Below are 23,810 nucleotides of genomic sequence, written 5' to 3' on the forward strand. Positions count from 1 at the left end.
TCTACCGGCGTTACAGAAAACTCCGAATGTCTGATAGGGAGGTTAACATGAGCAACGATTTTTATACACTGGAAAAACTGAACGAATACCAGCAAAGAAAATGGGACGAACTTGATCGTCAAGGAAGATTCATAATTCATGACGAGATCGCATGTGAATCGCAGCATACCTCAAGGAATACTCGAATTCTCGATAAACTTTATGGCTTCTTTCGGAAGCGGAGATCCCGAAGAAGCCGCACAAAATCCTTATAATAAATAAAGAGCAAGCGCGGTTATTCGCGCTTGCTCTTTTTATGAGAAGATATCACACTCGCCAAATCTGCTTGAAATCCAGCCACCCCAGATTATTGATGACAACCCCTTTATAAGAAGAATCCAAGCTTGCGTAAAATCTCGTATGAACCAAGAATGATACATGCGCTTCCTCCCGAAGCCTCTCTTCAATATGGGATAACAAACTCAAACGCTCCTCATACCACTCGCTGGCAAGCGCATCATCCACGCAATCTTTCACCCAATGATGCAGCGATGGATCCATGAACTCTTTAACTACGCTTCCCTTCTGCTCGTAATTCTCGATTAAACATACTTCTTCACCTGGAAGAACAAGGCCGTGCAAGACACAATCCATCGTGTTCATCACATCCGATTGGTGTATGGTATCCATCCTCTCCTCCCGGATAGTCAATGGAATCCCGATGGAAGCGCACTGCTTCTGAACCCATTCCGCGTCTTTGATATGATTGGCGAGCGTAGCCATGGTAATGGGAGAGCCGTCATAACCCGACTGTTTCAGCAATGACTTTGCGAGCACAGGATCATGTCGGTCTTTACGGTAAGGCGCTTGCTCATCCATAATGAATCCTTTGGCCGGGTATAGCCGGTTGCCGCCAAGTTCGCGTATCATCTCGGCACGGTTCAGAATCAGGCTGAATGCCCGGCGAAATTCGATGGACTGATAGGGCCCCGGCTTCTTCATATTCCACGTAATCAAAGTCGTACAGCCTTCGGAAGATTCTATGATATCCACAGCATGCTTCTCACCTTTATGCTCGATACGCTCCGGATCTTGCAGCAGCCGCTCCCAGCTGACCTCGCAATGCTCTGCATCCTCGGGCATCATGATAATGTGGATGTTGTCCAAATGCGGCCGTCCCTGATAATAATGGGGATTCGCACGTATGGTCAGCCGTTCATCGGTCCATTCTTCCACCTGAAAGGGTCCCGTTCCGACAGGAAGCTTCCAGAACTGTTCTTCATCAAGACTCACCAAATGTTTGGGCACGATGGACATGCAGATGGAGCTAACAAACCGGATAAAAATTCGATTCGGCTTGTTAAGAATAAAACGAACCTCCCGAGTCGACACCACCTCTACTCGCTGCAGTTCACGCACGATCCAAGCATTTCGTTTATCCCGTCCCAGGCGTTCCACCGTGAATTTCACGTCCTCCGCGGATAACTCTCTACCGTCATGGAACCGGATTCCTTTACGCAGATGAAAAGTCCAGATCGTTCCATCCTCATTGCTGTTCCAATAATGCGCGATAACGGGAAGATATTGATCGTTGGCATTATCGTATATCACCAGCCGGTCAAATATCTGCTGGATCATATGCGCTTGAAAACTGTAGTAGCATTCGGCGGGATCCAACGTTTCAATCAAGCGGTAAACGGGAAGCCGCAATGAATCCCTTGCTTCTGCTTCCCCTTCTCTCATCTCCTTGCTAAAGCCAAAATGCCCGTTCATCCATTCCACGTAGGAATCGTTAGTGTGAATACCTTGACCATAAGTACGCAGCAGTTCGAAGGCCTGCCGATATTCCCCTTTTAACGCGAGCTGCTGCGCTGCTTCCTGAAGCAGATCAGCTTGATCAGCTAGAAACGTAAGCTTGGAACGGTTTCCTCGCCCGCGTCCTGCCTTCCATATAATCCAACTCTTCTCCTCGAGCTTGCGTATAACGAGCTTGGCATTCCGCGTTGTGCAATATAACGTTTCGGCGATCTGCTCAAGCGTCACTTCCGTAGCCGTGTTGGCTGGAGCGTTAACAGCAAGCTTTTGGTGCAGCATGAAAAATTGTTCGTACAGCATTGCAATCCGCTCCCCCCTGGTAACATCTATACGCTTTATTCTACTTGGAGATCGTTTCGAGCGCGAGTCCCTTTTCGGTAGAAAACCATTATATTCGAAAAAGAACAAAGGCATTCCATATGTCGGCCTATACAAGTTGTTGGTCATGAGTTTACACCCCATGATGCGGAAGCAAGGCTTCCTCATGTCATCATTCACAGGATTGAATGATAACCTCAACCGCCTTCTGCAGAGTCAATGTAAGCTCCTTGCCCTCGGTCATTTTTTTCAGTCGAACCATGCCCGCCGCCGCTTCATCTTCGCCGATTAGGATGGCATATGGAATACTCTCAGCTGAAGCAGAAGCTAATGTTTTTTTCAATTTGCGGCGGTTGTCCGCCAATCGCGTATGAATCCCGCGATTCCGGAGTGCCGCTGCAGCCGTCAATCCTTCGGGTATGGTTTCTCCTATCGGGATAACCACAACGAGCGGCTTGTTTGTTTCAATCGGACGGTTTCGGATCATCTCCATGATGGATTCCATGCCAAACGAAAGACCCACCGTAGGATAAACAATGTCCTCGCGTCCAACGAGCTGCCCGATAATCGCGTCATACCTGCCGCCTCCGCCCAAGCTTGAACGAAAGCCCTGAGATGCGTCAAAGATTTCGTAAACGGCTCCTGTGTAAAAGGACAATCCTCGGGAAAGAAACGGATCGAATACGCAGATGTCTTGCAACCCGACGCGCTGCAGCATATTTTGCAGGATCTGGACTTCTCGTGCTCCACGCTCGTTGTTCAGGTTGTATGTCCTTGTTATTTGCGCTAATGTCGGCTCCTTGAGCTCAACAAAATCAAGAATTTGACGACAAATCTCCGATGCGAGCACCTTACCCGCAAGCTCTTGTCGAACCCCCTCCTGACCAATCTTGTCGAGCTTATCCAGCGTCAGCATGACGGATGGCTTCATCTCTTCCGGTACGCCCATAGCTCCAAGAATTTCACCAAGAAAGCTTCGATTGTTCCACCTGAGCTTGATCGGAATTTCAAGTCTCCGAAACACTTCGGCTGCAAGCTGCATTAGCTCAACCTCCGCTTCCGGTCCCGAGATTCCCACGACATCAACGTCGCACTGCAGAAACTCCCGCAATCTGCCCCGCTTGACGGGACCATCGCGGAATACCTTCCCCATTTCATAACGTTTGAAGGGCTGGCTGAGGGCGGGATTCAGCGCGATTACCTTGGCGAATGGAATCGTCAAGTCGTACCGGAGGCCCAGACGTCGCGTACCCTGATCTGTCAGCTGGTACATTTCCTTCAGAATTTCTTCCCCTCCTGCGTATTTGGAAGACAACAGCTCCGATTCATTCAGAATGGTTGTCTCCATTTCAGCATAGTCATAACATTCAAACACTTCACGCAGCGTCGATTGCACCTTTCTTCGGATCGCCTGTTCTTGGCCAAAATAATCATACGTTCCTTTTACGTTCTGCATCGTTAATCATCCTTTCTTCTAAATGAAAATAAAAAACGCGCCGGACCTCATGGTCCCGCGCGCTGGATATGCGGCAGGGAGGCCAACGCGAACAGCGTTAGCCCACCCTGTAGAATGACAGGCGTGCTAACGCTGCTTGTGATGATGAAGTTGATTGAATTTGATGTTGATCATGGTATAATCCCCTTCATTCTTCGTAAATGATTAAGGGGAATTATAGCGCAATCGTGTTATATATTCAAGGGCAATCCATTCTTAGATCGTACGCGACCAATGGCGATGCGCCGCGATGGCATCAATGAAGGCCTCGCCGAAAGGCTTCAAATTCTCATTCTCTTGCGCAACCACGACCCCTTCACCACTGGATGATGGAAGTAAATTCGCCCCTTCGGCTATGGCTGCGATCGGCTTGAAATGCTGATACGCTTCCTTGACAAAATCCAGCACCTTCGGCTCCACCAGGAGCTCCGATACGCTTAATGCGCCGCCTGCGACAAGCACTGCATCGAACAAGACGGAATCCGCCCCAAGCAGCGAATGGTTCACTTCCAGTTCCGCGCCTGCTTTGCCTTGAATGACGCCGAGCTTCGCGCTAACCACCTCGGTGATGATGCCGGCTTGCTGCAGCTGTGTAAGCACAAAGGGGAGTTCATCTGTAAATCCGTTGCCTGCCAGCACCGCCACTTTACGGGTTAGCGGGAGCTTCACGGTATTCATCATGCTCAGTGCCGGAGAAGACTCACTGGAAGCGGAGCCGCTGGTTTGCGGAGGCATGGTTCCGATGCCCTCCGAAATCCGGGTGGCAAGTTCGCTATCGACGTTCGCGAACAGGTCAACGACTTGCTGGCGAATTTCCTTTCGCTGTACTTTACCAAGCTCGAACTGGAATGCGGATACGATATGCTGCTTCTCGACCTCGGACATGCTGTTCCAGAACAGGGCCGCTTGGCTGAAATGATCCTTAAAGCTGTCACTGCGTGCCTGCACCTTACGTCCTTCCACCTTCTCGGTGTAATGCTCATAACCCCCGCGCTCCACTGGAACCGGCTTCGGCGTGTTACCGGCAATACCGTTCTTATGATAGCTGACAGGGCCCTTATTGATGGTCATACGATGCATCCCGTCACGCTGATTGTTATGAACAGCTGCGATTGGACGGTTGATCGGAATTTCGTGGAAATTGGGTCCGCCGAGCCGTGAAAGCTGGGTGTCGGTATAAGAGAATAAGCGGCCTTGCAGAAGCGGATCATTGGTAAAATCGATGCCCGGTACGACATGTCCCGGATGGAATGCTATCTGCTCCGTCTCCGCAAAGAAATTATCCGTATTGCGATTGAGCGTCATCTTGCCGATAATTTTGACGGGAATGAGCTCTTCGGGCCAAATCTTGGTCGGATCAAGGATGTCAAAACCAAAATTGAATTCCTCATCCTCCCGAATCATCTGAACGCCAAACTCAAATTCCGGATAATTTCCTGATTCGATCGCATCCCACAGATCACGCCGGTTAAAGTCGGGATCCTTGCCTGCCAGCTTCTGCGTTTCATCCCATACGAGGGAATGCGTGCCGAGCACGGGCTTCCAGTGAAACTTCACAAAATGCGCTTGTCCTTCTTCATTCACGAAACGGAAGGTATGGACGCCGAAGCCCTCCATCATTCGAAAGCTTCGCGGAAGCGAGCGGTCGGACATCGCCCACATGATCATGTGCGCGCTTTCTGAATTGTTCGCCACAAAATCCCAGAACGTATCATGGGCGGATTGCGCTTGCGGAATCTCGTTATGCGGCTCAGGCTTGACTGCATGAACGAAATCGGGAAACTTCATCGCATCCTGTATGAAAAAGACCGGCATATTGTTGCCCACAAGATCATAATTCCCTTCTTCCGTATAAAACTTGGTTGCGAAGCCGCGTACGTCCCTGACGGTGTCGGCTGATCCCCTGGAGCCAGCCACCGTGGAGAATCGGACAAACACCGGCGTGACGACGGAAGGGTCCTGCAGGAATTTGGCTTTTGTATAATCTTTCATGGATTCATATAGCTGAAAATAGCCGTGAGCCCCAAAACCGCGGGCATGCACGATCCGTTCCGGAATCCGCTCATGGTCGAAATGCGTCATCTTCTCTCTGAAATGGAAGTCCTCCATTAAGGTTGGACCGCGCTCGCCCGCTTTAAGCGAATGTTCATCCTCTGAGACCTTAAGTCCCTGATTGGTTGTCAAGTTTTTACCGTCATTGTCTACCGTAAATTGTTCCAGCTGTTGGTCCTTGCTTGTCTTGGCCGGGCTGTTGTTAGCATTCGAATGGGTGTTTGATTTGTCCATTTGTCGGAACCTCCTGGTATGTAGGTAGTAGATGCGTGTCTGACGTAAATGCACTTGGTAACAGATCCGCTTGCGAACCCGAAATGTATTTACCCTGCATACTGGAATACGAATCCAGAATCAAACTTCCTTCATGAAAAGCTCATCTAATCGTCCGATTAGGTTTCGCGCCTGCACCTCCGGTTTCCAGCAAAAAAAGCAGCCCCCTCCCTAGAGGCGGACTGCTCTGAATGTACTTCGTCGATGTTCCTAGCCTAAATTTAAATCCTCAAAAGTTTATCCGGATTCCTCACAATATAAATATTTTGCAGCAATCCGTTCCGAATATTTACAAAGATAACGCCGGTTACACATCTTCCCTGGCGGAATATAACAGCGGTTTGATGGTTCAGTTCCTTTACCTCGATCTCCAGCGCTACTCCATCCTCCAGCTGCGCTTGGTGAAGAATGCCGATGAGGAAACGGGCAACCCGCTCCTTGCTCTCAACCGGTCTCGCAGCTGCGATCACTTTACCGCCGCCATCGGACAACAATACAGCATCATCCGCTAGCAGGGATAGGACATGTTCGGCATCTCCTTCGGAGAGGGCCGTGAAGAACCGGCTCACCCATTCCTCTGCCATGGACCCCACGCCAATCAGATCATCCTCCGTGATCCCCATCTTTCCTCTTGCCCTACTCATGAGCTTGCGGCAGTTGGCCTCTGTTTTATAGATCAGACCGGCGATTTCCGGATAATCGAATCCAAGCGCTTCCCGCAGAACAAACACGGCCCGCTCCGAAGGAGACAGCCGCTCCAGCAGAACCAGCATGGCATAGGAAAGCAGTTCATGATTCTCGACGGCTTCATAGGACTCGCTATAAGCTGTCGGGATCGGTTCAGGAAGCCAAGGGCCGTAGTACTGCTCTCTTCGATTTCGAGCTGACTTGATTTCGTCGATGCAGCGATTCGTCACCATTTTGCACAGGTAAGCTTTTGGCTCCTCCAGCTTCTCCGGGGGAAGACTTTGAACTTTCACGAACACATCCTGAACCGCGTCCTCTGCGTCCGACACCGTTCCGGTCATTTGATAAGCAAGATGAAACAGGAGCCCCTTATACTGCTCATACAGCTCTAACATGCCGTTTCTTCATTCCTTTCAAGCAGGATTGCGGCTATTTTAGCGAACCATGCTGGAATAATTCCACATGAACGATTTGACCTTGTAAGCCAGCTTTCCTGTGATCATAATATCCATTCCCCAGGTACGCGACCAGACTAACCCATGTCCCGGCCCCAGCCCGACCGTATATCCCTCCGACACACTCTTATGCTTGGCTGCAGGCGCACCAATTAGATCCGCATGCACAATGCCGCCAAGTCGCGTCGCTTGGGGGATCGCTTCCTTGCATGTCATCCGGTCGGCAGCACCGTTAGCGGGATCAACCACATGCGCGCAATCGCCGATGCCATATACTCCCGGGGCATCTTTGACACGATAGCTTTCATCTACAACGATTTGACCGTCCATCGTAACCGGCAGTCCGAGGCTGAGGAGCGCGGGGTTAGGAGTGAGGCCAAGCGTCCATACCGTTATGCCCACAGGGATCGGAGATCCATCGTTGACATGAACCAGCCCCAGCTCCTCTTTGATCACTCTTCTTCCATGATGAAGGACTACGCCAAGATCGGTTAGATATCGTTCAAGCCGATGAGCCACCTTCGCAGGCCCTTCCAGGAACAATCGTTCCTGAGAATTGAATAGGTGCACACGGATTAACTTCGGATCTAAACCAAGCTTAACCGCCTCTGTCCGCATGGCGTGGACCATCTCGGCTGACGTTTCGATGCCCGTTATGCCGGCACCAGCGACGGCTGTACTCATCAGCCGCTGCTTCTCCTGCGCATTCGTTTCCTTTACTGCCAACTTAAGGTTTGCGTGCCACCGTTCCCGGATCCGCTCCGCCGCTTCCAAGCCTGTCAGCGATATTCCGCCTTGTTCCGGTGCTGCCTGCCGCACGATGCTTCCTATGGCCACCACAAGGACATCATATTCCAGCTTATGTTCCAGACCTGTGCTGTCTTCCAAAGTCAGCTGCTTGCTCTCCTTATCCATGCCGATCACCCTGCCCTGTATGAAACGGGTACCTTCCGGCATGACCTGTTCCCAAGGAACGGTAATCCCCTCTTCACTCACTGCAGGACGGAACAGCAGCACTTTCCGCACATGGGCGGAACCCATATCGATCAGGATCAGGCGCAGCTTCCTTCCGCCTATTCCTTTATGACAAGTTTTATGAATCGCTTTTAGAGCATGTATACCTGCAAAGCCTCCACCAACGACAACACATGTTAGATCCTTCATGAGACAACCCATCTCCTTTTGTTTTATGCGATTTTGCACATAACACGAGAAGAGGGCTGTTTTTGTGACATTCAATCAGACCGTTTTTTTATAATATTCCGTAATTTATCGGCAGACATGATCTCTACATGACTTCGAGAAGAAATTCATTACTCACGTAATTGTTCATGCCAACGAGCCATGCTTCACCTGCTCCGAAATCTCGACGAGACGACGAATTCCCTCTTCCAGCTGAACTTCGCTGATATAGGAGTAGCTGAGTCTGATCCACGAATCCATCTGATCCAGCGGGTCGCATATACGCCCCGGCACAAAAGCTACCGATTCCGCCAGGCATTGCCGCAACAACGCATCCACGTTGATATTTTCCGGCAGCTGTATCCACAGATTCAAGCCGCCACCGGGGCTGTTCCACCGCCATTCTGTAGGCTCAAGCAGCTTTTCCATCTTATCCTTACGAAGCTCCAGGGCAATCCGCAGCTTGGCCACATGCTCCTGAAGCCTGCTCGAGAAGAAATAGTGCTGGAAAATCTTTTGCGTCAGCAGCGGCGTCCCGTTGTCCGACAGCGCCTTGGTCGGCAGGATGACATTCATCAGCTCCGGACGTGCCGCCAGCACCGATATTCGCAAACCAGGGGCCACATATTTGCTAAAGCTTCGAATGTGAATGACATAGCCCTCGGTATCGTAATAAAAAAAGGGCAGCGGCGGCGGATCTCCAAAATAAATGTCGTGATAGACCTCATCCTCCACCAGAACGCATTGATATCGTTCCGCCAGTTCAACCAGCGCCTTGCGCTGTTTAATCGGCACCGTGTACCCTGTCGGATTCTGAAAAGTCGGGTTCATATAGAACAGCTTCGGCTTCTCCGTCCGCATAAGACATTCAATCTGCTCCAGGTCATATCCTTCCGGCGTAATCTCAATGGGAAGCAGCTTGACATTTTGCTGCACAAAAACATCGATCGCCGGACTATACGTCGGCCGCTCAATCAATACTGAATCACCGCTTTTGACAAGCGAACGCGAGATCAAGTCGATCGCTTGCTGGGACCCCGTCGTAATGAGCAGCTCTTCCGGATGGACCGTTATGCCTTGTTTATCCATAAAATACCTGGCCATCTCCTCGCGCAGCTCCAAATCTCCGGACACGGAAGAGTACGTGCTTAATACCTTCGGATGCATGTCAAACACCTGTTTCACGTGATTGGACAGGAACGCGTTCGGCAGCAGCGCAGGATCAATCAGCGCTTCCGACATCTGGTAATCGACCTGATGTCTGTGAATATCGGACAAGCGGCTGCGATTGACATATATCGATTTGGCCTGATATTCCCAAGGCCGGCTGGATATATAGTTTTCCTGCAATGTCGCAGGCGCTTTTGGCGCTACGAAATATCCTGATTTATATTTAACTTCCACGATCCCGTCCTCAAGCAGCTGCTGATAAGCCTTCAGCACCGTTAACCGGTGAACGTTCAAACGCTCGGCCATCGCCCTCACGGACGGGATTCTATCAGTCTCCTTCCACTCTCCTTGAGCAATTCCTTCCAGAATGGTGTCATAGACCGACTGCTGCAAAGTCCGCTTACCTTGATGTTTGTCGTCCAGCGTGGTTAATTCCATCTGTTCTTCCTCCGATCCGATATAGAACATATCTGTTCTACCAACCGGCAATCTGTTCTATTAACTACCTATTATAGTATAGAAAAAGGAGGATGCTACATGATTATTTTTAACTACTTGCTTATGTGCGCCATATTCAGCACGACGTTTCTCGCCATCAAGATTGGCGTTGAAGCAGGACTGCCGCCGTTTCTCTCGGCGGGACTTCGGTTTCTTCTAGCCGGCGCCATCATCTTCCTGTGGATGGTATTTCAGCGGAAGGCAAAACCAAGCCTTCTCCTGCGCAAGGAATTCCTTCTAATCGGGATGACCAGCACATTCTTAACGTTTGCAACGCTATATTGGGCCGAGCAGCACGTGTCCTCAGGGATCGCTGCCATCCTATCGGCAACAGGCCCCATGATGATTCTGATGATCCAATCGGTTGTAATGCGGAAGAATGCCCGGCGCAGTGATTATTGGGGGTGTGCGGTCGGTTTTGCGGGAGTATGTTTGCTCATCATGCCCGAGATAGCGATGGGAAGCGATCTCATCTGGATTCTAAGCTGCATCGCCATTCTTATAGGCGAAATCGGTTATAGCGTTGGCTCCCTCGCTACCCGAAAATTATCCTTTGACATGCCGGATATCTCGCCGATTACGATCAATGCGGTGCAGATGATGTATGGCGGCGCTGCCCTATTGCTGTTATCCCTGTTCAGTGAACAGGTACAATGGAATGGTATTCTAACGCTGCCAGCCCTCGGTTCTGTCTTGTATTTAACGATAGTTGGTTCGATGCTGGGGCATAGTCTGTATGCCTGGCTGCTAAAAGCAACAAATGCCTTTTTTCCGTCCACCTGGCTCTTTGTTTCTCCGATCATCGCGTTGGGATTAGGCGCATTTCTGTACGGCGAAGCCATTTCTCTTTATTCCATCGTTGGCAGCTTGCTCATCATCGGCGGAATACTGATCTTGAATCTGCCTGAGCTTCGAGCACGCCGGACCGCGCGCCGTGTGGCTTCAAGCGCTTGATATCGAACCCTTCAAGGTTCCAAGGATTAGCACCATAATTTAAAACGGCTGCCACTCGTAAACCTCATCACGAGTAGCAGCCGTTATGTTTCATTATTCCATGTTATGATTCAATCCTTAATCCACTTTGGCACGATATGCCTCTGCAGTCAGCAGCTTTCCGAGTGCTTCCTCCAGGTCACCTTCCACCTCAACCTCAATGATCCAACCGCCTTCGTACGGCTCTTCGTTCACAAGCTCCGGCTGGTCTTCCAGAGAAGCATTCACTTTCGTGATAGTACCTGATACAGGGGAATACAGTTCCGATACGGTTTTGACCGACTCAATGGTACCGATGCTGTCACCTGCGGCAACGACAGCGCCGGTCTCGGGGAGTTCAACGAATACGATATCGCCCAGCTGACATTGCGCATGATCGGAAATACCGACGCGCACCACATTTCCATCTACCTTCAATGCCCATTCATGATCGTCGCTGTAAACCAAATTCTCTCTGATTTCGCTCATTTACGGATACTCCTCTTTTCTTAAAGAAATGAAATCAAGGTAAATAAATGAAAAAAAAGGACGCGAAAAAAGGCATTTGCCTTCTCTCTGTCCTCGGTACCTGAGAGTTTATGATCGACCGCTTCTTGTGGGTCCGATCTTTCCCCTTGGGTGGCTTGCGCACTCTCCAGAGCTGCGTCAGATGGCGGTTCGTTTACCTGAGAGATTACTCGTCAGCCTGGCGGGCGTAACGGTTTGCTCCTTCGGTGCCGCCAAGGTTTCAACCTTCGCGAGGCGGTCTCTCCCATCCATCGTCATCCGCATATTCGGTTGGCTTATTCTCCCACAGAATAAAACAGGGACGAAGTGATGTCAAGATATCTGACAAAAATTTTAAGACTGAAAATATTTTAGTGAAATAAAGGTTGACACTTTATGGCGAGAGACGTTTATAATAATCACAAGAACGCAAGGAAGATGATGACAACTCAATAATTTCACGCGGATGATGGTAGCGGGAGAGATTACCGACAGGATTGACAGGTAGCGCCGAAGGAGTAAGCCGTAACACGGTGAATCTCTCAGGCAAAAGGACCTTTACCGGACGCACCTCTGGAGAGAATTCTGAATGTAGAATCACCCACGGGGAAACTCACACACGCTTGACATTATACTTACATGACATGTGGGGTAACTCTCAGGTACAAAGGACAGAGCAGAAGGATTACGTAACGAGCGGGCTTTTTTCTAGCGCGGCTTGTTATCCTTCTGTCTGTCCTTTTTTGGTGTTTCCCCGATTGATCATGCCAATTGAAGAGGTGAAGAGATGAGTTCATTACAACGTACACCGCTTTACCCGCTTTATTCCGATTTTCCTTCTGCCCGCTGCATCGACTTTGGCGGCTGGGAATTGCCCGTGCAATTTTCTGGCATTGTGCAAGAGCATGAAGCTGTACGCAAGCACGCCGGCCTGTTCGACGTCTCCCATATGGGTGAATTTATCGTCACCGGACAAGACGCTGAAGCATTTATCCAGAAGATGACCACGAATGATGTAACCCGCATATCGATGGGTCAGGCCCAATACACGTTGATGTGTTACGACAACGGCAGTACGGTAGATGACCTGCTTGTGTATAAACTGTCGGCTGACCGATTTATGCTGGTTGTGAACGCATCCAACATCGACAAAGACCTCCAGTGGCTCCAAGACCATCTTGCAGGTGATGTCACCATCCGTAATGTGTCCGCTGAGACGGCTCTGATTGCACTTCAGGGACCTGCGGCCATGAACATCATGTCACAGGCCACGAATGAGGTCTTAGACGAACTCCCTTCCTTCCATTTTATCCAGAACGCACAGGTATGCGGCTGCTCCGCCCTACTGTCCCGTACCGGTTATACCGGAGAAGACGGCTTTGAAATTTATTGCTCCGCTGAGGATGCTCCCGCAATTTGGAGAGAGCTCTTAACCGCCGGAGAACCACATGGCCTTGTTCCAACCGGACTGGGCGCACGTGATACACTCCGTTTCGAAGCGAAACTGCCATTGTATGGCCAAGAGCTTTCGAGCACGATCTCTCCGCTTGAAGCCAGTCTCGGGTTCTTTGTGAAGCTGGACAGCGGCGATTTCATCGGTCGGGAAGCGCTTCAACAGCAGAAGCAAGATGGTGTGCCGCGTAAGCTGGTCGGTATTGAACTCATCGATCGCGGTATCCCGCGCTCCCACTATCCCGTATACAACCATGAAGGAGAACCCATCGGTGAAGTGACCAGCGGTACCCAATCCCCTTCACTCAAGCGAAATCTCGGATTGGCCTTGATCGAAACGCCATATACGAGCCTCGATACCGAGGTATGGGTTGAGATCCGCGGTAAGAAGTTAAAAGCCAAAGTGGTAAAGACACCATTCTACAAAAGAGGAGCTGCCTTAACATGAAGCATCGTTACTTGCCTATGACGGATCAGGATCAAGCCGATATGCTTGCTGCGGTCGGCGCGGAAACGATCGATGATCTGTTTGCCGATATCCCCCAAACGGTCCGTTACAACGGCGTCCTCCCCATGTCAAAACGGCTGGGTGAGCCTGAACTTCTGAAGCATATGCGCGACCTATCGGACCGAAATGCCGATTTTGACCGTTATACAAGCTTTCTCGGGGCCGGTTTGTACGACCACCATATTCCGGTTGTGCTCAATCATGTGATTTCCCGATCTGAATTCTACACGGCGTATACGCCTTACCAACCGGAGATCAGCCAAGGCGAGCTGCAAGCGATTTTTGAATTTCAATCCTATATCTGTGAATTGACCGGCATGAAAGTGGCCAATGCCAGCATGTATGACGGTTCCACGGCGCTTGCTGAGGCTGCGGCGCTCGCCAGCGGTGCAACCAAACGGAAGAAAATTGTCATATCGCGTGCCGTCCATCCCGAAGCCCGGGAAATCGTTCTGACTTCGGCTCGCGGCCTCGATCTGGAAGTCGTGGAAGTCGGCATCGCCAATGGTGTTACCGACCAGGATGCGCTCGCCGCTGCCATAACGGAAGATACCGCCGCCGTCCTTCTGCAATCACCGAACTTCTTCGGCTGTATTGAAGACGTGAAATCGATCGAACCGCTGGTTCATGAGAAAAAAGCATTGCTTGTGCTGAGCGTAAACCCGCTGTCCCTCGGTTTACTGGAATCCCCTGGCGTGCTTGGAGCCGACATCGTTGTCGGCGATGCCCAGCCGCTCGGCATTCCAGCTTCTCTTGGCGGACCGACGTGCGGATTCTTCGCGGTATCCGTGCCGCTGATGCGCCGCATTCCCGGACGTATTGTGGGTCAAACCGTCGATCAGGACGGCAAACGGGGTTTTGTACTGACTCTGCAGGCACGTGAACAACATATTCGCCGCGAAAAAGCAACGTCGAACATCTGCTCGAACCAGGCGCTGCTCGCGCTGTGTGCATCTGTTTATATGTCCACCCTGGGTAAAGCAGGCATGCAAGAGGCTGCGCTTCTGAATGTGCGCAAATCCCATTATGCTGCCGACCGTGTCGCCAAAGGCTCCCTCTCCCTCCCATTCAGCTCGCCGTTCTTCAATGAGTTTGCGGTAAAGCTGCCTGAAGGAACGAACGTGAAAGAGATCAACTCGAAGCTTCTAGTTGCAGGTTACATCGGAGGTTATGATCTTGGCGCTGCGTACCCTGAGCTTCAAGGATGTATGCTGATCGCTGTGACCGAACGGCGGACGAAGGAAGAAATCGACCAATTTATTGGTGAATTGGAGGCGATCGTATGAAACCGGAAAAAGCATTGATATTCAAACTCAGCAAGCCCGGCCGTGTCGCCTATTCCCTTCCCGAATGCGACGTACCGGAGATCGACGCCGCATCCTTAATACCAGAGGGCCTGCTGCGCAGCAAACCGGCCGAACTGCCGGAAGTATATGAAGTGGATGTCATTCGTCACTATACGGAGCTGTCGCGGCGTAATTTCGGCATCGATAACGGCTTCTACCCGCTCGGCTCATGCACGATGAAATACAATCCGAAGATCAATGAGGACGTTGCCCGTTTTGCCGGCTTTGCCAAGATCCATCCGTACCAGCCAGAAGAAAGCATTCAAGGCGCTCTGGAGCTGCTCTATACCTTGCAGAATGATCTGGCGGCACTTACCGGGATGGATCAAGTAACGCTGCAGCCCGCTGCAGGTGCGCATGGGGAGTGGACGGGACTCATGCTGATCCGTGCTTACCATGAAAGCCGCGGCGAGAAACGAACCAAGGTCATTGTTCCTGACTCCTCGCACGGCACCAACCCCGCCAGCGCAACGGTTGCCGGTTACGATACCATCACGATTATGTCCAATGAGCGCGGCATGGTTGATCTGGAGGCTCTGCGCGCCGTCGTTGGTGATGATACAGCCGCACTGATGCTGACGAACCCTAGCACGCTCGGTCTATTTGAAGAGCAAATCGTGGAAATCGCCGAAATCGTGCACGAGGCAGGCGGTCTTCTCTACTATGACGGAGCCAATTCCAACGCCATCATGGGCATTACCCGCCCAGGCGACATGGGCTTTGACGTGGTCCATCTCAACCTGCACAAAACGATGAGCACGCCGCATGGCGGCGGTGGCCCCGGTGCAGGCCCTGTTGGCGTAAAGAGTCTGTTGATCCCGTTCCTGCCAAAACCGATCGTCTCCAAACGCGAGGACGGCACCTACTATTGGGATTACGATCGTCCACAATCCATCGGCCGCGTGAAGGCATTCTATGGCAACTTTGGCATCCTGGTCCGGGCCTACACGTATATTCGCACCTATGGACCGGAAGGACTTCGCCGTGTCTCGGAGCTTGCAGTGCTGAATGCCAACTATATGATGCACCGTCTGGCTCCATATTACGAAGTTGCCTACCCGGGCCTGTGCAAGCACGAATTCGTGCTATCCGGCAAAAAACTAAAAGAGTTTGGCGTGCGGACCCTAGATGTTGCCAAGCGGCTGCTTGATTTTGGCTATCATCCGCCAACCATCTACTTCCCGCTCAACGTAGAGGAATGCATTATGATTGAGCCGACCGAGACGGAGAGTAAAGAAACACTGGACGGTTTCATTGACACGATGATCCAGATTGCCAAAGAAGCCGAAACCACGCCGGAGGTTGTCATAGGAGCCCCTTATACCACGGTCGTGAAACGACTTGACGAAACGACGGCGGCACGCAAACCGGTTCTGAACTGCACCTGCGGTTAATATTGAGTTGATCTATATGCCATAAGAAAGGGTGTCCCTCGCCGTGGGATCGGCGGTAAGGGACACCCTCTTTATGCGCTCAAGTACCTGTACGGGGCCGGTAACCTTGCTGTATTCCCTTAAGCCAATAGATGCCCGAAGCGCCGCACTATCCATTAGCATAGTCCCTGTTACTCCTCCTTCTTGTTCTCTATTAGTGCGCCCAAATATATGATATAAAGTATATAATTATATACGGCTTACTTCTACCAAGCTGACAAAAGACGAAAGATGCGGTGATCAAATGAGTAACCCGATACATGGCCTGGATGTAAACCCATATCTTGAGCGTATTGGATACACGGGCCCGATTGTAAACAGCGCTTATATGCTCGCCAGATTGCAGGAACAGCATGTGCATACCGTACCCTATGAAAATCTCGATATCCTTGATCGAATTCCACTGTCCCTGGATATCCCCGATCTTTACGATAAAATCGTAACACGGCATCGCGGCGGCTACTGCTTCGAGCTCAATGCGTTGTTTGGCTGGCTGCTGCAGGAACTGGGATTCAAGGTCACTCATTACTTCGGACGCTTCTGGCGAGATGAAACCGATACGCCTGCTAAACGTCGGCATCATATTCTGCAGGTGGATATTGAAGAACAACGATATATTACCGATGTCGGCGTCGGAGGAGCCGGACCTCGCCATCCTCTGGAATTGGTGGATGGCCTTGTGCAGACCCAGGGGAACGAGACCTATCGGCTCGTCCAAACTGAAGCGTATGGCTGGATGCTCGAAGAGTGGAAAAAAGAAGCCTGGGATCCCGTCTTCTCCTTTACGGAAGAACCTAACCTGCCGAGAGATTTCATCACCACTTCATTCTGGTGCGAGTATGCCCCCGATTCGCCTTTTAACAAAACGGCTCGGGTGTCCATCCGTACGGCAGAAGGCAGAAACACCGTGGATGATGACGAATTCAGAATTTACAAAGCCAGCGGCGTCCACACCTTTAAACCGGGCAATGCACAGGAATATGCCGAAGCACTCTATACCTATTTCGGCATTCCTATCCATAAATAAGAATAAACCGGGCTTTCCCATGCAGGGAGCCCGGTTTTATTGTTAATATTCGATTTTGCGCTCGGCTGCGCTCCACGCTTGAAATGGCAGCAAATAATCCGCTGTTTGAACCTGCTTCATAGGGATGGAGCGCTGGTCCATCGGCATCGCGATTTCATCGTATATGAAATGATCGTCGAATCCGATCTCAGCCGCATCCTTCTTCGTGCTTGCATAATAAACGGCATCAGGTCTGGACCAGTAGATGGCCCCCAGACACATCGGACAAGGCTCGCAGCTGGTATAAATCGTACAGCCTTTTAATTGGAAATCCTCCAGGTGTTGACATGCTTCCCTTATGGCTTGCACCTCGGCATGAGCCGTCGGGTCGTTCAGCGCGGTAACCAAATTACGGCCCCTGCCGATCACTTGACCATCCTTCACCACAATCGCTCCAAAAGGACCACCCTCCACATGTTGAACGTTTCGATGGGCCTCTGCAATCGCTTGACGCATCCAGTACTCATGATTATGTTCGCTCATTGTGTACAGCTCCCTTCCCATGTTCATCCTGATCCCGGTGCTGTTATCCATCCATGCCAATCACCTGGGACAGCTAATTATCATCATAGCATACCTTCCTTTAATCTCCTCCATTTTTCCAGTCGAATGGAGAAAAATGGATTGACGAAGTGTATACAAACGTATACAATCACTTTAATGGTATACAAATGTATACGTGATTATTGATAAGGAGGTTGATGTTATATGCGCCAAGAGGATCAGGATACATCTGGTCAAAAACGGGCGGAGCCTCGCGAGCGTGATAGCAGCCACCGGCACGGCGGGCGGCACGGAAGACGGCGAGAGGAAGGCTACGGCGGCAGGGAAGGCGGGAAGATGGCGCAGACGTTCCGCCGGGGGCGCGCGCTTTCCTTTTTGGACAATTTGATTGTGAAACGGGAGACTTTGAAGAAACAAGTGAATGACCCGGACTTTGAAGCCATCAGAGAAGTGGTCAGCGGAGAGCTGAAAGCGGTAGACCAGATCATTCAGGAGTACATTCAGGCTTTTGAGCTGTATGATACGAAACCATCGCAAGACACCCCATAATGGCTGTCCGCTAATCTTAAACCAATAACCCTAACAGAGGTAGAACTTGGAGTGTGATAATTCTTGATCAGGAAGTTTTTTTCGTACTATCGGCCCTATAAGGGATTGTTTATTTTGGATTTTACGTGCGCCGTTATTGCCGGACTGCTGGAGCTTGTTTTCCCGCTTGCCGTCAGCAAATTCATTGACGATCTGCTGCCCAGCCAGGATTGGCCGCTTATCCTGATTGCCTGCATCGTCCTTCTCTCCATCTATGCGCTGAATACCGCACTGCAATACATCGTGACTTACTGGGGGCATATGCTCGGCATTAATATCGAGACCGATCTGCGGGAGAAGATGTTTTCCCACATTCAGAAGTTATCCTTCCGTTTCTTTGATAACAACAAAACCGGCCATCTCATGGGACGCATCACAAATGATCTTAATGACGTCGGAGAAGTAGCCCACCATGGACCGGAGGACGTGTTCATCGCCGTTATGACACTGCTCGGTTCTTTCTCCTTAATGGCTTACATCAACTTAGAGCTAGCGCTTCTGACTTTTATCATCGTGCCGTTTATGGCATGGCTGATCATTAAGTTCGGCGGCAGAATGACCACGACCTATCGTCAACTGTTCCGTAATGTAGGGAATTTCAACGCCCGCATCGAGGACAATGTCGGGGGTATCCGTGTGGTTCAATCGTTTGCGAATGAGGAGCATGAGAATAAACTGTTTCAGGAAGAGAACAAACAATTCCGGGCGACCAAACTGCTGGCTTATAAAACGATGGCAAAAAGCATGTCCATCAGCTATATGCTGATGCGTCTGATCACGGTATTTGTCATGATCTGCGGTGCCTGGTTCTTCATCCAAGGCAAAATTGAGATGGGTGAATTCATGGCCTTCCTTCTGCTTTCCAACATCTTCTTCCGTCCGATCGAGAAGATCAATGCCGTTATTGAGAGCTATCCCAAAGGGATTGCCGGCTTTAAACGCTACCTGGAAATCATGGATACCGAGCCGGAGATCGCCGATGTGCCTGATGCCGTATCCCTTTCATCTGTACGGGGAGATATCCGCTTTGAAGGCGTAACCTTCGGATACGAACCATCGCGGACGATACTGAATAACATTCATCTGACGATCCGTGCCGGAGAAACGGTTGCGTTTGTAGGACCGTCCGGTGCGGGAAAGACCACCATCTGCAGCCTTCTCCCCCGTTTCTATGACGTGGATCAGGGGACGATTACGGTGGATGGGATCGACATCCGGAATATCAAATTGCAAAATCTACGCAAGCATATCGGCATCGTGCAGCAGGATGTGTTCCTGTTCTCCGGTACGATCCGCGACAATATCGCTTATGGCGACTTACATGCCACGGACCAGCAAATCTGGGAAGCTGCACGTCGTGCTTCGCTCGATGAACTGATCCGTAGCCTGCCGGACGGTATGGAAACGGTGATTGGAGAACGCGGTGTCAAGTTGTCCGGCGGTCAGAAGCAGCGCTTGTCCATTGCGAGAATGTTCCTTAAGAACCCGCCGATTCTTATACTGGACGAAGCCACCTCGGCACTCGACACGGAAACGGAAGCGCAAATCCAGAAGTCCCTGGCTGAGCTGTCCGTCGGCAGAACAACGCTCGTGATCGCTCACAGGCTCACCACCATTCAGAGCGCGGACCGGATTATCGTTGTCAATTCCGAAGGCATTGCCGAACAGGGGACGCATCAGGAATTGATTCATTCCGGCGGCGTGTACAGCAGGCTTCACCAAGTTCATTAATGAACCTATGATCCGTAGTTTTACATGAATACTGAACTGATCGTCTTGAAATCCCTCAAATATATAAAGGATGCCTCCGCTTAGAAGCGAGGCATCCTTTTTTTTCGAGACTATTTATGAATTGAATCATTAGCAAGCTATCAAGATATCACGCAACAGAATTTTCGCCTCATTGTCCTTGGATAAAAAAGTTGCCGCATGGAAACATTAATGGCGTACGACAAAGACATCATTCAGGAGGCCCTTTATGTTTTATATCTACAGTGTCGGTCTACTCTTCGGCGGACTGTCGATTATTAACCTTGTCTTCTCATACCAAACCAAGCATATCCAGCACCTGTTCTGGCCTACGCTGCAGTTTCAGTTATTCATGCTTCCTCTGTTCCTCATCGCCAACATGTGCATCGGATACGGAATCCGATATGGATATAAAGCCACCGATCAGTTAGGCTATACGTTGATCTTCTCCAAATGCCTGGAAATCCTGATCTCGTTAGGGGTGGCTTACTTGTTCCTGAAGGAAGTCCCTACATGGAAAAATTGGGCCGGCATCGGTATCATTGCGCTGGGCATATTCCTTGTTAAACAGAAATGAGCGTATCTAGCGCACGGATGCTTTTTTTGCCTGATCCCTTTTTCTGCCAACATCCTCTCGGACGTCAGATCCCGGTGTTAACGTTATCTCTTCCCCATCCAACCTTGTTCGTAGGCGTAACGAGTCAGCTGGACCCGATTATCCAAATGCAGCTTTTGCAAAATGTTCTTCAGATGGTTCTTGACCGTATTCTCTGATATGCACAAGTCAACCGAAATATCGCGGTTGGACAGCCCCTCAGCTACGAGCCCCAATATTTCTTTTTCCCGTGCCGTTAATGGACTATTGCCTGGATCCGGCTTGTCATGCTGCGAAAATTCCTTCAATATACGGAAAGCAAGCTCCCTGCTCATCGGCGCTTCGTCTACGGCAATGGCCTTGAGGTACTCGTGCCATGATTCGGGATTCAGATTCTTTAGCAGATAGCCTTGCGCTCCACGTTTCAGGGCGTCAAACAAATGAGCAATGTCGTCGGACACCGTGACCATGACAATCTTAACGTAAGGAAATTTGTCCTTCACTCGCTTGGTCGCTTCCAATCCGTCCATCCCAGGCATCTGAATATCCATGAGAATAATATCAGGCATCCATATTTCGGTCAGTTCCAGCGCTTCCTCGCCGCTTTGTCCTTCGGCCACGACTTCAAAGGTCGGGTCACTGCTTAGAATGGTGCGAATTCCTTCTCTGGCAAGATCGCTGTCATCGATGATTAACACGCGAAACGGCTGCTCGTTCATGCGGTATTCTCCTTCCGAATGCTGATGATCGTCTTGTTGTTGCGTCTTTCCACCATGAACTTCCAGCCCATGGCCTCAGCCCGATCCTTCATAATTTTGATTCCATACCGGTTGCTGCCGAGCGGCTTGTCCAACTCAAACCCTTTGCCATCATCGCTGACGGAGCAATGCCAGCTTGAGTCCGCCGCTGTCGCCGTTATTATGACGTGCTTCGCTTCGGCATGCTTATGGATATTCAATAAGGCTTCCCTGATCGAAGCCAGCAGCTCCACCTTTTCTTTGGCAGATAGCATCTCATCCGGAATTTCCCACTGCACGTCGAAATGCAGATTCGTCTCCTCCTTAATTTCCTTAATCAAGCTGTCCATGCTATGCATCCACGGAATAGCTTGCGGATCTGCCGGATATCGGAGATTAGCAATAGCTTCTCGTACATAGGCATTGGTTCGGTGGACACTTTCCTTAATATCCTGATATGGAATTTCTCCGGTTAGCCCCGATTTCTCAATTCGGTCAATCTGTGCGTTCAGCAAGAACAAGGATTGGGCGATTCCGTCATGGAGCTCTCGGCCAATCTTCTCCCTTTCATGCATGGCCGCTTGCAGTGCTCTGGATTGGTTCAGTTCCTCCTGGTTCCGTTCAATCAATGAGAACAACTGGGTAAGAAACAGAATGGAAACCAAGAACACGATTACAGGTGCCAGCAGATTGCCAAGATCCATCGATATATAAGGCAGCAGGAACTCATGCCGGACATACTCCCATATGCCAATCGTCAAAGTGGGAATGATCAGAATCAACCATTTCATTTGTTTATAGGACATACCCTGCCTCCTATTTCATTTCAAAACATAAATGCACCCGTCGCTTTATCTATCATATAGCAACTGGCTATCCCTTCATTGTAATCAAGATTGACCATAAACGGAATGACTCTAAAGAGCTACTGACCTTACCAGTTTCACCCGTACTGAAATAACCTATTTACAATTCGAGTACAAATCGCGTATAAAGAGTAAAAGATATCCATTCATTCCATTTCCGATGAAGGGAGCTGCAGTTAGATGAAGCAAAAAATTGCAGTGATCATTGTACACGGATTGGGAACACAAAAGAAAGACTATGCGGATAAATTTATGAAAAAATTGAGAGAAACCTTCTCTCAAACCTCTGGCATTCCGCATGAGCAACTGGCCATGGAGGCCGTGCATTGGGCCGATGTATTCGCAGGACGCGAGTCCGAATTAATCAGCAGCAGCATTAAACCTTACCGTTTACGTTATCAGCACCTTCGGCAGTACGTGATCCACAATCTGGCGGATGCCGTAGCTTACCAACCCGTGGAAGCCGAGGATCAGAATTATGAGGCCATTCATCGGACCATCAGTGAAGCGCTGCACCGACTTGCCCTCGCAGCGGGCCCCCAGGCTCCATTATGCGTGATTTCTCATAGCCTGGGATCCGTAATCGCCAGCAATTTCTTCTATGATCTGCAATTCTCCTCCCGCGGGCATCGTCTTGCCGTTGATCCGGAAGCTCCGTTGGAGCGGGGAGAGCTCCTGACCTTATTCTATACGCTGGGAACCACCTTGCCGCTGTGGAGCATGCGGTACCGCGATTTTGATAGGCCGATCGAAGTCCCTTCCATAAAGCTGAAGCACTATCATGATCGGCTGCTGGGAGAATGGGTTAATTTCTATGATAAAGATGATATCCTTGCTTACCCTCTCAAAGGCATAAATGAAGAATATGACCGCACGGTGCGTAACGATATATCCGTTAACGTGGGAAACTGGCTAACCAGCTGGAATCCCCTGTCACACAGCGGTTATTTCTACAGCAAACCGATCCTGGAGTATATTGCTTCAAGTTTGGAAGTAACCTGGCGGAGCGTCAACCAGGTTAAATAAAGCAATGCCGCAAAGACCAGGCGTCTTTGCGGCATTGTTACTCATAGGGTTATATTCATCACCCATTGTTCTCCGATCGGCCCCATTCTTCTCCTGCCCGTATCTTGGAAACCAACCCGTTCATAAAGCTGCTGAGCCGGAACATTCTTATGGTTTACGGCCAATACCACCTCACTGCAGGTAGGAAACTGACTCCGGATGAAGGATGACAGCGCAAGCATCCCTCTTCTGGCATATCCCTTACGCTGCTGCCGATGGTCAATGGATAAGGTGGTTAGCAGCATGGCATGAGGATTGCTTGTGTACTCTTTGACGCGTTCCGTCGCGTGCAGGATAAAGAAGCCAACCGGATGACCATCCGCTAAAATAACGATAGGATGCTGACCCTCAACTACGTTAAGTGCTTCTTTTGGATGAGCGGTAAATTGGACTTGATCATCCGGAAGCTCGAATTCTTTCAAGATGGGCAGGTGCTCAGCCGAACGGAAATCCAGCTGAATATGTTCTGCTTTTTGCATGGGTACATCTCCTCTGTAT

General features: G+C 50.3%; 20 protein-coding genes and 3 riboswitches. Of the genes, 9 read left to right on the forward strand and 11 right to left on the reverse strand.

Going from position 1 to position 23,810, the window contains the following annotated elements; genetic code table 11:
* Window positions 1-306 precede the first annotated feature (306 nt).
* From AK95_RS03375 to AK95_RS03400, 6 genes are all read right to left on the reverse strand, one after another.
* Window positions 307-2,094, reverse strand: coding sequence for an SgrR family transcriptional regulator (locus AK95_RS03375; protein WP_071218513.1), 1,788 nt, complete (start codon window positions 2,092-2,094; stop codon window positions 307-309).
* 190 nt (window positions 2,095-2,284) lie between these two features.
* Window positions 2,285-3,568, reverse strand: a complete 1,284-nt coding sequence (locus tag AK95_RS03380) for a histidine--tRNA ligase (RefSeq protein WP_071218514.1) — start codon at window positions 3,566-3,568, stop codon at window positions 2,285-2,287.
* 255 nt (window positions 3,569-3,823) lie between these two features.
* Window positions 3,824-5,893 carry a catalase gene (locus tag AK95_RS03385; RefSeq protein ID WP_071218515.1) on the reverse strand — a complete coding sequence of 690 codons (2,070 nt, stop codon included), beginning with the start codon at window positions 5,891-5,893 and terminating at the stop codon, window positions 3,824-3,826.
* Window positions 5,894-6,153: 260 nt separating this feature from the next.
* Window positions 6,154-7,014 carry an RNA polymerase sigma factor SigJ gene (sigJ, locus tag AK95_RS03390; protein ID WP_071218516.1) on the reverse strand — a complete coding sequence of 287 codons (861 nt, stop codon included), beginning with the start codon at window positions 7,012-7,014 and terminating at the stop codon, window positions 6,154-6,156.
* Between the two features lie 39 nt (window positions 7,015-7,053).
* Complete coding sequence (locus tag AK95_RS03395) at window positions 7,054-8,238, reverse strand: NAD(P)/FAD-dependent oxidoreductase (protein ID WP_071218517.1); 1,185 nt, start codon at window positions 8,236-8,238, stop codon at window positions 7,054-7,056.
* Between the two features lie 165 nt (window positions 8,239-8,403).
* Window positions 8,404-9,864: an aminotransferase-like domain-containing protein gene (locus tag AK95_RS03400; protein ID WP_071218681.1), complete on the reverse strand. Its 1,461-nt coding sequence runs from the start codon at window positions 9,862-9,864 to the stop codon at window positions 8,404-8,406.
* Window positions 9,865-9,963: 99 nt separating this feature from the next.
* Here AK95_RS03400 and AK95_RS03405 point away from each other — a divergent pair, with 99 nt between their 5' ends.
* The gene (locus tag AK95_RS03405; protein ID WP_071218518.1) at window positions 9,964-10,878 is read left to right on the forward strand and encodes a DMT family transporter; all 915 of its coding nucleotides are present in this window, start codon (window positions 9,964-9,966) and stop codon (window positions 10,876-10,878) included.
* 117 nt (window positions 10,879-10,995) lie between these two features.
* Here AK95_RS03405 and gcvH read toward each other — a convergent pair whose 3' ends face one another.
* Window positions 10,996-11,385, reverse strand: coding sequence for a glycine cleavage system protein GcvH (gene gcvH / locus AK95_RS03410; protein ID WP_071218519.1), 390 nt, complete (start codon window positions 11,383-11,385; stop codon window positions 10,996-10,998).
* Between the two features lie 175 nt (window positions 11,386-11,560).
* Window positions 11,561-11,682: riboswitch (glycine riboswitch) on the reverse strand.
* A 187-nt stretch (window positions 11,683-11,869) separates the two neighbouring features.
* A riboswitch (glycine riboswitch) is annotated at window positions 11,870-11,971 on the forward strand.
* Between the two features lie 3 nt (window positions 11,972-11,974).
* A riboswitch (glycine riboswitch) is annotated at window positions 11,975-12,080 on the forward strand.
* A 110-nt stretch (window positions 12,081-12,190) separates the two neighbouring features.
* Between gcvH and gcvT the strand changes: the two genes are divergently transcribed.
* The 4 genes from gcvT to AK95_RS03430 all read left to right on the forward strand — a co-directional run bounded on the left by gcvT (window position 12,191) and on the right by AK95_RS03430 (window position 17,169).
* Window positions 12,191-13,303 carry a glycine cleavage system aminomethyltransferase GcvT gene (gene gcvT / locus AK95_RS03415; protein WP_071218520.1) on the forward strand — a complete coding sequence of 371 codons (1,113 nt, stop codon included), beginning with the start codon at window positions 12,191-12,193 and terminating at the stop codon, window positions 13,301-13,303.
* The gene (gcvPA, locus tag AK95_RS03420; RefSeq protein WP_071218521.1) at window positions 13,300-14,649 is read left to right on the forward strand and encodes an aminomethyl-transferring glycine dehydrogenase subunit GcvPA; all 1,350 of its coding nucleotides are present in this window, start codon (window positions 13,300-13,302) and stop codon (window positions 14,647-14,649) included. Before gcvT ends, gcvPA begins: the two co-directional genes overlap by 4 nt.
* Complete coding sequence (gcvPB, locus tag AK95_RS03425; protein WP_071218522.1) at window positions 14,646-16,103, forward strand: aminomethyl-transferring glycine dehydrogenase subunit GcvPB; 1,458 nt, start codon at window positions 14,646-14,648, stop codon at window positions 16,101-16,103. The genes gcvPA and gcvPB overlap by 4 nt, the downstream gene beginning before the upstream one ends.
* A gap of 283 nt (window positions 16,104-16,386) precedes the next feature.
* Window positions 16,387-17,169 carry an arylamine N-acetyltransferase family protein gene (locus AK95_RS03430; protein WP_071218523.1) on the forward strand — a complete coding sequence of 261 codons (783 nt, stop codon included), beginning with the start codon at window positions 16,387-16,389 and terminating at the stop codon, window positions 17,167-17,169.
* Between the two features lie 42 nt (window positions 17,170-17,211).
* Here the strand turns inward: AK95_RS03430 and AK95_RS03435 are convergent, their stop codons facing one another.
* Window positions 17,212-17,691 (reverse strand): nucleoside deaminase, encoded by a 480-nt coding sequence (locus AK95_RS03435; RefSeq protein WP_071218682.1) that lies wholly within the window; start codon window positions 17,689-17,691, stop codon window positions 17,212-17,214.
* 225 nt (window positions 17,692-17,916) lie between these two features.
* On the opposite strand from AK95_RS03435, the gene AK95_RS03440 reads away from it, so the two are divergent.
* The 3 genes from AK95_RS03440 (at window position 17,917) to AK95_RS03450 (ending at window position 20,626) form a co-directional block, all read left to right on the forward strand.
* The gene (locus AK95_RS03440) at window positions 17,917-18,261 is read left to right on the forward strand and encodes a hypothetical protein (RefSeq protein WP_071218524.1); all 345 of its coding nucleotides are present in this window, start codon (window positions 17,917-17,919) and stop codon (window positions 18,259-18,261) included.
* Between the two features lie 63 nt (window positions 18,262-18,324).
* Complete coding sequence (locus tag AK95_RS03445; RefSeq protein ID WP_071218525.1) at window positions 18,325-20,031, forward strand: ABC transporter ATP-binding protein; 1,707 nt, start codon at window positions 18,325-18,327, stop codon at window positions 20,029-20,031.
* 247 nt (window positions 20,032-20,278) lie between these two features.
* Window positions 20,279-20,626, forward strand: a complete 348-nt coding sequence (locus tag AK95_RS03450) for a hypothetical protein (RefSeq protein ID WP_071218526.1) — start codon at window positions 20,279-20,281, stop codon at window positions 20,624-20,626.
* An 83-nt stretch (window positions 20,627-20,709) separates the two neighbouring features.
* Here the strand turns inward: AK95_RS03450 and AK95_RS03455 are convergent, their stop codons facing one another.
* Window positions 20,710-21,363: a response regulator gene (locus AK95_RS03455; RefSeq protein WP_071218527.1), complete on the reverse strand. Its 654-nt coding sequence runs from the start codon at window positions 21,361-21,363 to the stop codon at window positions 20,710-20,712.
* Window positions 21,360-22,187, reverse strand: a complete 828-nt coding sequence (locus AK95_RS03460; RefSeq protein WP_071218528.1) for a sensor histidine kinase — start codon at window positions 22,185-22,187, stop codon at window positions 21,360-21,362. The genes AK95_RS03455 and AK95_RS03460 overlap by 4 nt, the downstream gene beginning before the upstream one ends.
* Window positions 22,188-22,427: 240 nt before the next feature.
* On the opposite strand from AK95_RS03460, the gene AK95_RS03465 reads away from it, so the two are divergent.
* Window positions 22,428-23,273: a chemotaxis protein gene (locus AK95_RS03465; RefSeq protein WP_071218529.1), complete on the forward strand. Its 846-nt coding sequence runs from the start codon at window positions 22,428-22,430 to the stop codon at window positions 23,271-23,273.
* Window positions 23,274-23,314: 41 nt separating this feature from the next.
* Here AK95_RS03465 and AK95_RS03470 read toward each other — a convergent pair whose 3' ends face one another.
* Window positions 23,315-23,791 (reverse strand): GNAT family N-acetyltransferase, encoded by a 477-nt coding sequence (locus tag AK95_RS03470; RefSeq protein WP_071218530.1) that lies wholly within the window; start codon window positions 23,789-23,791, stop codon window positions 23,315-23,317.
* Window positions 23,792-23,810: the final 19 nt, after the last annotated feature.

Source organism: Paenibacillus sp. LC231 (assembly GCF_001860525.1).
Classification (GTDB): Bacteria; Bacillota; Bacilli; order Paenibacillales; family Paenibacillaceae; genus Paenibacillus_AQ.

Bases quoted from the DNA above. Each gene is read 5' to 3' on its own strand.
- AK95_RS03430 (WP_071218523.1), top strand. From the start codon at position 16,387: ATGAGTAACCCGATACATGGCCTGGATGTAAACCCATATCTTGAGCGT.
- AK95_RS03440 (WP_071218524.1), top strand. From the start codon at position 17,917: ATGCGCCAAGAGGATCAGGATACATCTGGTCAAAAACGGGCGGAGCCT.
- AK95_RS03435 (WP_071218682.1), bottom strand. From the start codon at position 17,691: ATGAGCGAACATAATCATGAGTACTGGATGCGTCAAGCGATTGCAGAG.
- AK95_RS03465 (WP_071218529.1), top strand. From the start codon at position 22,428: ATGAAGCAAAAAATTGCAGTGATCATTGTACACGGATTGGGAACACAA.
- AK95_RS03450 (WP_071218526.1), top strand. From the start codon at position 20,279: ATGTTTTATATCTACAGTGTCGGTCTACTCTTCGGCGGACTGTCGATT.
- gcvH (WP_071218519.1), bottom strand. From the start codon at position 11,385: ATGAGCGAAATCAGAGAGAATTTGGTTTACAGCGACGATCATGAATGG.
- AK95_RS03395 (WP_071218517.1), bottom strand. From the start codon at position 8,238: ATGAAGGATCTAACATGTGTTGTCGTTGGTGGAGGCTTTGCAGGTATA.
- AK95_RS03470 (WP_071218530.1), bottom strand. From the start codon at position 23,791: ATGCAAAAAGCAGAACATATTCAGCTGGATTTCCGTTCGGCTGAGCAC.
- gcvPA (WP_071218521.1), top strand. From the start codon at position 13,300: ATGAAGCATCGTTACTTGCCTATGACGGATCAGGATCAAGCCGATATG.
- sigJ (WP_071218516.1), bottom strand. From the start codon at position 7,014: ATGTTAGAGCTGTATGAGCAGTATAAGGGGCTCCTGTTTCATCTTGCT.
- AK95_RS03375 (WP_071218513.1), bottom strand. From the start codon at position 2,094: ATGCTGTACGAACAATTTTTCATGCTGCACCAAAAGCTTGCTGTTAAC.
- AK95_RS03460 (WP_071218528.1), bottom strand. From the start codon at position 22,187: ATGTCCTATAAACAAATGAAATGGTTGATTCTGATCATTCCCACTTTG.
- AK95_RS03380 (WP_071218514.1), bottom strand. From the start codon at position 3,568: ATGCAGAACGTAAAAGGAACGTATGATTATTTTGGCCAAGAACAGGCG.
- AK95_RS03455 (WP_071218527.1), bottom strand. From the start codon at position 21,363: ATGAACGAGCAGCCGTTTCGCGTGTTAATCATCGATGACAGCGATCTT.
- AK95_RS03405 (WP_071218518.1), top strand. From the start codon at position 9,964: ATGATTATTTTTAACTACTTGCTTATGTGCGCCATATTCAGCACGACG.
- gcvPB (WP_071218522.1), top strand. From the start codon at position 14,646: ATGAAACCGGAAAAAGCATTGATATTCAAACTCAGCAAGCCCGGCCGT.
- AK95_RS03400 (WP_071218681.1), bottom strand. From the start codon at position 9,864: ATGGAATTAACCACGCTGGACGACAAACATCAAGGTAAGCGGACTTTG.
- gcvT (WP_071218520.1), top strand. From the start codon at position 12,191: ATGAGTTCATTACAACGTACACCGCTTTACCCGCTTTATTCCGATTTT.
- AK95_RS03385 (WP_071218515.1), bottom strand. From the start codon at position 5,893: ATGGACAAATCAAACACCCATTCGAATGCTAACAACAGCCCGGCCAAG.